This is a genomic window from Clostridium bornimense, assembly GCF_018917145.1.
Classification (GTDB): Bacteria; Bacillota; Clostridia; order Clostridiales; family Clostridiaceae; genus Clostridium_AN; species Clostridium_AN bornimense_A.
Genome location: NZ_JAHLOD010000082.1, coordinates 1 through 8050, shown reverse-complemented (window position 1 = coordinate 8050; position 8050 = coordinate 1). Strand labels below are relative to the sequence as shown.

Annotated in this window: 6 protein-coding genes and 1 pseudogene; 6 read left to right on the top strand and 1 reads right to left on the bottom strand. The window is 29.9% G+C overall.

Going from position 1 to position 8050, the window contains the following annotated elements; translation table 11 throughout:
- The first annotated feature begins 115 nt into the window (after positions 1-115).
- Positions 116-607 carry a DJ-1/PfpI family protein gene (locus KQI30_RS16015; protein ID WP_367397872.1) on the top strand — a complete coding sequence of 164 codons (492 nt, stop codon included), beginning with the start codon at positions 116-118 and terminating at the stop codon, positions 605-607.
- A 145-nt stretch (positions 608-752) separates the two neighbouring features.
- Positions 753-1581 (top strand): annotated as a pseudogene (locus tag KQI30_RS16010) (IS256 family transposase); the annotation flags it as partial.
- Positions 1582-1983: 402 nt separating this feature from the next.
- Here the strand turns inward: KQI30_RS16010 and KQI30_RS16005 are convergent.
- Complete coding sequence (locus KQI30_RS16005; RefSeq protein ID WP_216464350.1) at positions 1984-2157, bottom strand: helix-turn-helix domain-containing protein; 174 nt, start codon at positions 2155-2157, stop codon at positions 1984-1986.
- Between the two features lie 229 nt (positions 2158-2386).
- On the opposite strand from KQI30_RS16005, the gene KQI30_RS16000 reads away from it, so the two are divergent.
- From KQI30_RS16000 to KQI30_RS15985, 4 genes are all read left to right on the top strand, one after another.
- On the top strand, positions 2387-4492 hold the full coding sequence (locus tag KQI30_RS16000; RefSeq protein WP_216464349.1) for a family 16 glycosylhydrolase: 2106 nt from the start codon (positions 2387-2389) through the stop codon (positions 4490-4492).
- A 435-nt stretch (positions 4493-4927) separates the two neighbouring features.
- Entirely contained in the window at positions 4928-5230 is a 303-nt protein-coding gene (locus KQI30_RS15995) for a hypothetical protein (protein ID WP_216464348.1), read from the top strand.
- Between the two features lie 50 nt (positions 5231-5280).
- Positions 5281-5610, top strand: a complete 330-nt coding sequence (locus KQI30_RS15990; protein ID WP_216464347.1) for a hypothetical protein — start codon at positions 5281-5283, stop codon at positions 5608-5610.
- 671 nt (positions 5611-6281) lie between these two features.
- Positions 6282-6881: a type 1 glutamine amidotransferase family protein gene (locus KQI30_RS15985; RefSeq protein ID WP_216464346.1), complete on the top strand. Its 600-nt coding sequence runs from the start codon at positions 6282-6284 to the stop codon at positions 6879-6881.
- The last annotated feature ends 1169 nt before the right edge of the window (positions 6882-8050 follow it).

Here is an 8050-nt window from a genome sequence, read left to right as displayed (position 1 = left end):
GGAAACACTCTTTTAAAGAAGTACCACGTTAGTGGTCAACAAGGAGTAACAGAATATCCCTATGCCAATTCATATTTTAAATATCGACATTTAGGAGTAATTCTATACAGTCTATATAACATCTGCGATAACTATGTTAGGACAGGGACAGTATGATATAAAAACTGTATCATTATCAAAAGATGTTGTTCAGTCAATAGGTGGATTTAGGGTGTTGCAAGATTATGATATTGAATCTATTCCAAATGATTATGAAGCTGTAATTTTAATTGGTGGAATGACATGGAGAGATGAAAATGCAAAGCAGGTCAAAACTCTTGTAGAGGATTGTTATGAAAAAGGAAAAATATTAGGTGGTATATGTGATGCATCTGCTTTTTTAGGTACAGTCGGTGTTTTAAATGAAGTAGCGCATACAAGTAATGATTTGAATAATTTAAAACAATGGGCTGGTTCTATTTATACAGGAGAAAAGAAGTACATTGCGAAACAGTCCGTTAGGGATAAAAATATAATAACAGCTAATGGTACAGCACATATGGAATTTGCAAAAGAAATTTTACTTGCTTTAAATGTTGCTAGTGAAGAAAGAATAGTGGATCTGTAAATTAAAAAAATGACAGCTTTCTATGATAAAATAAAATTATTATAGGAGGCTGTTTTTTATGAGAAAAAGAAAAGAAAGAATGAGTTAAGGAAAAAAGAACATTATTGCTGCATTACTTAAGGAATATGATATTCAATCAGCTGAAGATATTTATGGGTTTGAAGTTAGTGAAGGTATGGTTTCAGATATAACTGATAGGCTATTACCTGAAATCGAAGGTTGGCAAAATCGTCCCCTTTCAGAAGTATATCCGATAGTTTATATAGATGCTGTACACTTTTCTGTTAGGGATAATCATGTTATTAAAAAACTTGCTGCTTATGTTATTCTTGGTATAAATGAAGAAGGGCGTAAGGAAGTTCTCAGTATACATGTAGGACAAAATGAAAGCAGTAAATACTGGCTTAGTGTGCTAAATGAGCTTAAAAACCGTGGTGTAAAAGATATACTCATTCTTTGTGCTGATGGTCTTACAGGAATTAAAGAATCTATCAATGTAGCATTTCCCAATACTGAATATCAACGTTGTATTGTTCATCAAGTTAGAAATACATTAAAATATGTAGCTGATAAAGATAAAAGATCCTTTGCAGCAGATTTAAAAACTATTTATCATGCCCCTTCAGAAGAAGTTTCTCATACTCGAATGTTAGAAGTTACTGAAAAATGGCAACCTCATTATCCTAATGCAATGAAAAGTTGGTCTACAAATTGGGATGTAATAAGTCCTATATTTAAATTTTCTCCAGATGTAAGAAAAGTAATTTACACTACAAATGCTATAGAAAGTTTAAATAGTACATATCGTAGATTAAACCGTCAAAGAAGCGTATTTTAGGGGTGATACTGCACTATTAAAAGCTTTGTATTTAGCTACTTTTGAAGCTACAAAAAAGTGGAATTTACCATTACGAAATTGGGGTAAGGTTTATGGAGAATTATCAATAATGTACGAAGGCAGATTACCGGAATAAACCTACCGGTTTTACACTTTAAAAAAATACACCCGTTTAAGGGTGTTCTTGACATGCATATTTTTATTTATTATATTGTAATCAAGGTATAAGTACTAAATTATGGTGCCTATACCTTTAAAATAATTATCATAGAAAGCTATTTACAGAGTTTTCTTCACACACTCTATTGAGAAGTTATATCTTTTAATTTTTCTTCACACACTCCATTTGTATCGATTGCACCATTTATAATATCCGGATCTTGAAACTTCTAACTTAGTGAACATCCAATTGATACTCCAATCTTTGACTTTATAAAAATATTGAATAGTTAAATACTTAGGCTCTAATTTTCCACGGGATAAAATCGCCTCCTTTTGAATTCCTTCACTTTTTTAATAGTTCTACCACCATAGCTTTTTATTCTAGCTGACGCTTTAAACACATGTTCTCTCTACAAAGTCTTTCTAATTCATCTATTTCACCATCAGATTTATGATGTCCACGCTTATCTATTAAACCATCTTTTCCATCAACTTTATATTTATGTATCCATGTATAAACTTGAGTAGATCTAAGCATATTTGACGGCAACTTTTAACTCCTGAGATGTAATATTTTGCTGCCTAAATTTTGTCTTCAAAAGAATATTTATATTGTTTGACCATAAAAAATACCTCCAAAGTAGATTTGGGTTATTTACCAAAATTTAATACAATTAGTGACAACAAAGTATATTTTTTTACTTTTTGTTATATATCAATACATTAATGTGATATAATACCAATATACATTTTAAATTATTTAAAATATGGAGGGAAATATGAATAAAACTAAATTTATAACTATTGTTATTGTAATTATTTTAGCATTAAGTGTAGCTATTGGTATTGTATATCCATTATCTATATATGGAGAATACCAATGGAATTTAGTATGGAGTGATGAGTTTAATGGTGATACATTAAATAAAGATAACTGGATTTATGATATTGGAGGAGATGGCTGGGGGAACAATGAACTTCAGTATTATACAGATAGAAATGAAAATGTTAGAGTTGAAAATGGTCATTTAGTTATAGAGGCAAAAAAAGAAGAATATGGTGGAATGGGTTATACATCAGGAAGAATAAAAACAAAGGGGTTACAAGAGTTTAAATATGGCAGAATAGAAGCAAAGATGAAAATGCCTAAAGGTCAAGGATTATGGCCAGCATTTTGGATGTTAGGTGCTAATATGGATTCTAATATATGGCCGACTTGTGGCGAAATAGATATTATGGAACATGTTAATAATGCGGAAAATATTCATGGTACTATACATTGGGATTATAATGGATATCAAACTTATACTGGTAGAACTAAATCTGATATAGAAGAATATCATATTTACGCAATTGAATGGGATGATGAATCTATAAAGTGGTTTGTTGATGATAATAAATATCTTGAAGCTAATATTAAGAATAATATAAACGGAACAGATGAGTTTCATAAGTCGTTTTTCATTTTATTTAACTTAGCCGTAGGGGGAAATTGGCCTCAGTCACCAAATGGAAATACAAAGTTCCCAGCTAAAATGATGGTTGATTACGTTAGAGTATATGAGAAAGGTAAAGTAATTGACAGTGGATCTAATGAAAATAACGGGTCAAAAGATGATAAAGTTGAAGATGTTCAAAAAGTATCTTTACCTATCTTTGATATTAAGGGTGGCAAATATGCTACAAATCAAAATATAAAAATAACATCAGCTACAGATGGAGCGATTATAAGATATACTACTGATGGAAGTGAACCAAATAAAAATTCAAAGGAATATAAAAAGCCTATAGAAATAAGTAACAATACAACAATAAAGGCTAAGGCCTATAAATCTGGTATGAATGAATCGTCAACGGTAACAGAGGTATATGAAATAGTTAAATCATTTGGTGAAAATAGTGAAGAAGGTAAGGAAGAAAAGATAAACGATATAACATGGCATTTATTAAATAAACCGTTAAAAGAACTAGGTACAATAAATAGTTCTATGTCTATTGAAACAGGAAGTATAACAGGCTGGCAGCCAGTTAAGTTAATCAAGGAAACACCGTTGCTTTGGTATACGGATAAATTAAATAATGTGATTATAGACGGAAATTGGAGTTTTAATTTATGGACAGATGTTCCAAAAGGAAAAAGTAATGTAGTTGTAGAGTTATATAAAGTTAGTAATGATGGAAAAAAAGAAGATTTAATATGTAAAAAAGTACAAGATGTATCGACTACAGGAACAGGAAACCATATAACTAAATTTGAATTTGGAGAAAACAAAATAAGTTGTAATGATGAAAGAATAATGATAAAAATATATAAGGTTTCTGGTAATGATGTTACTATGTGTTATAACGGAAATGATTTTGATACAAAATTATATGTAGGAAATAAAGTTAAAGAAGATACTAGTGAAGTAATTAACGTAATACAAGATAAGAAGTGGCACTTGTTAAGTGGTAAGGTAAAGGATGGTAGTGGTATTGCCGGAGAAACTATGGAAACGGTAGCTAGTAAAACAACAGGATGGCAACCAGTGAAAGATTTAGATAATATGGGAAGATGGTGGTATACAACTATATTAAACGGTATTTACCCAAAAGGAAAATGGAATATATCAATATGGACTGATGAACCTAAGTCAAATTCAGCAGTATCTGTTGAAATATATAAAGTTAAGTCTGATGGAAGTAATGCTGCCCTATTAGCAAGAGATACAAAAGATGTATTTACCACTGGAACAGGAAACCATAAGACTACATATTCTTTTGATATGCCAGATACTATACTTAAAGATGAGAGAATAATGATAAAGGTAAGAAAAGAATCTGGAGAAGAAGTGAAGATATGTTATAACGGAAATGACTTTGATAGCAACTTAATAATAGAATAACAAAAAAGTATAGATGTGAATTGAGAGATTTTTGGGTATACAGTAAGCTTTAGTTTCCAAAATAACTTTATTATATATATGTTTTAATAAAGTTTCTACATTCTAGAGTGTGTGAAGAAAACTCTGTATATAGCAATTTACTCTTGGGTCTTATAATAGACCCTTTTCTCATATCAGCTGCTGAAACTTTGGTATTCCTTAATAGGGAAGCTCGAATTCGAAAAGGGCAAGGAAGCTTATTAGGATAGGGATTATATAGAGCAGTAGCAGGGGTGAAGGTAGAGAACTGCTGCGATTATGAATAGAAAAAGTTGGAGATAAAAATGTATTAGTATATAATTTAGATATATTACTACAAATGAGAATTTAAGAACAAGTAAAAAATAGGGACTTATAATGAAGATTATTAATAAATTTGTAAGGTTGTGAGTTGAATTGAAATATGTATTATTAAGTGCTGATAGTGATACATCTGTTTATTTAGTTCCAGATGAAATGGCTAATAACTTAAAAAAATACTGTATAGATTTCTGTAACAAATGGTTATATCAAAGCTCATATGCAAAAAAATATCACATAGGTGGCAGTATTTGTTATAATGAAAAGGACTTTATTGAATATGTTAACACATGGATTTTTCCAGATGAGCCATCCGTGTTAATTGAAACAATTGGATGGATTAACTCAAAAGCAGATATTCCTGAGAAGTATAGAGAGTGTAAATGGTTCAATTTTTAGTTATACATTTTTTAAATAGTTAAGTAGAAAATTTATATGGAGGATGTTTAATGAAATATTGTTGTACTGAATTAGAGAGAAAAGGCACCTGTTATCATGAATTCCAGAAAGGAAAGTTCAATGATTCTTTTTGGGAGAAAGATTCACTTTTAATACACGATGATATTTTTTATAATTTAGATTTAGCAGATTTATTCTATAGTGTTGTTCCTTCATATGATGAGTCAGGAGAAACAGAGATAACTTTAAGTCAATGGAATGAAATATGCTTTAGAGCATCAGAAATTGGTGGAGAAATAAAGGTGGCTATAAAAGAAGTAGATAGTTGGGCTAAAACTATTTTTGAAAATTATGATGTATTTACTATCATAGGGGTATAAATTTCAAATTGTAAAGAAAGATAAATTACCTTAAAAAAGCCGTAATATAGTTTAAAGGTAAGTTTAAAAATATACGTGACGTAACTTTTTAAAGTCATATTAAATTCATATATTGGTCATATAACTGTCACAATATATTGTTATATTATAGTTGTAGTTAATGATAATAGTTAATTTTTTTCAAATCATTTTCCTTTTTATATAAAGAATGGTCTTTAATGATCATTCTTTTTTTGTTATTTAGAATACAGGAAGATTTGTGGTACTGTCAATAATTTTGGATAATATATATATTTATATAATTATAAGCAATTAAATTTATATATAAGCTCAATTATATATTTATAAGATTATAAACAAATAAGATTTTTTAAAAATAAGTTTATATATAATGTTATTTATATATTTATAAGAAATTATATTTTTATATATCTGATGTGTCTTAAGAGATTAGCCCTAGCTTCAGCACATGAGATATATAAAGCTTAAGGAAGCTTATAAGTATGGGGATTATATAGAGCAGTAGCAGGGGTGAACGAAGAGAACCGGTGTGGTTATGAATAGAAGATATTTGGGACGAAAAGTTATTGGTGTATAATATAGGTATATTATTACAAATTAGCGTTTAAGAGCTAGTAGATAAATAGGAATTTGTAAAGGAGTAAAATAGTATGAGAAAAACAATTTTATTTGTAATTTTGCAACAATATGCAGATTGGGAAGCAGCATATATCACATCCGCAATAACGATGTTAGGACAGGGACAGTATGAGATAAAAACTGTATCGTTATCGAAAGATGCTGTTCAGTCAATAGGTGGCTTTAGAGTATTGCCAGATTATGATATTGCATCTATTCCAAAGGATTATGAAGCTGTAGTTTTAATTGGTGGAATGACATGGAGAAATGAAAATGCACAACAGGTCAAAACACTTGTAGAGGAGTGCTATCAAAACGGAAAAGTATTGGGCGGCATTTGTGATGCTTCTGCTTTTTTAGGTACAGTCGGTGTTTTGAATGACGTAATTCATACAAGTAATGATTTGAATGACCTGAAACAATGGGCTGGTTCCATTTATACAGGGGAAACAAAGTATATTGCGAAACAGGCAGTTAGGGATAAAAATGTAATAACAGCTAATGGCACAGCACCTATGGAATTTGCAAAAGAGATTTTGCTCGCCTTAAATGTTGCAAGTGAAGAAAGGATAGCAGAGTGGTATAATTTTCATAAATTGGGTTTCTATACTGCATCTATACCTAAAATGTAATTCCAGTTTAGCGAGTAAAGGAAACTTTGGACAAAGAGTTCTCCAAACACTCTTATAAATCATAGCTAGTTACATATTAAAGATGTTTGTCCAAAGTAGAAAGCAATTCACTCTGGGGTCTTATAATAGGCCCTTTTCTCATACCAGCTGCTGGAGCTTTGGTATTCCTTTTAAGACAGCTCCTATTCGAAAAGGGCAAGGAAGTTTCTCCTCCATCTTTAGCAGCAGCTTATGATGGAGGAATTATAGGTCACTGCCAAAGATTCTGGAGAAACAATTATAATTATAAGTTTATATATAAGTATAAAATTATATTTATATATAAACATAATTTTATATTTATATAATTATTTAAAATCTTAATTATATACTTTTAAGCAATTAAGTTTGTATATAATATAATTTACTTATAAGTATAATTATAAGCAATTAAGAAAGTGTATTTTATATTTAGAGTTTAAGAAGATGATATGTTTTAGATTAAAGTTTTTAATATATGTGACGTAATTTTTAAGTTTATATTTATTATCTATATAGTATTGCTATATATGATATTGATATAATGGCGCCTGGTCCACCACCCTAAAAAGTACAAGCAATATAGCTAGTATATGTAACCTATAAAGGTGTTTTACGGCAAGCTCCAACCACCTTTATAGGAACATATACACGCAACAGCTTGTCCTTTATAAGGGTACCCGGTGGGCGCTATAGGTATTCCTTTGGGGTCTACACATAAATGTGGGGAAGGAAGTTTCGATAAATTTTGAGAACAAAATTCAACGAAACAAACTAAAAATAATCCGCTCGATAAATTATCTATCACGAAATTTAACGACCGGATTATTTTTTTATGTATCTAAATGATTTTATATTATTAAAGTTATTGATAAGTAACCATTTAAAAGAAGTCAAATATGGCATTCCTTTGGGGATGTCTTTGACTTCTTTTATTTTATGTGCAGGTTTTGAATTGCCGATAGGATCTTGGAGAATAGCATGCCTTACTATACCCTATCGGCTTTGAAATTATAGCACATAAAAACATTGTATAAATGATATGATAAGAATGTAGAAAAATGATCATTTAAGAATGCACATTTATTTGTTATATTAATGTATAATTACCAAAGATGATATTGGAGGTAATTATGATTATAACGACAAAT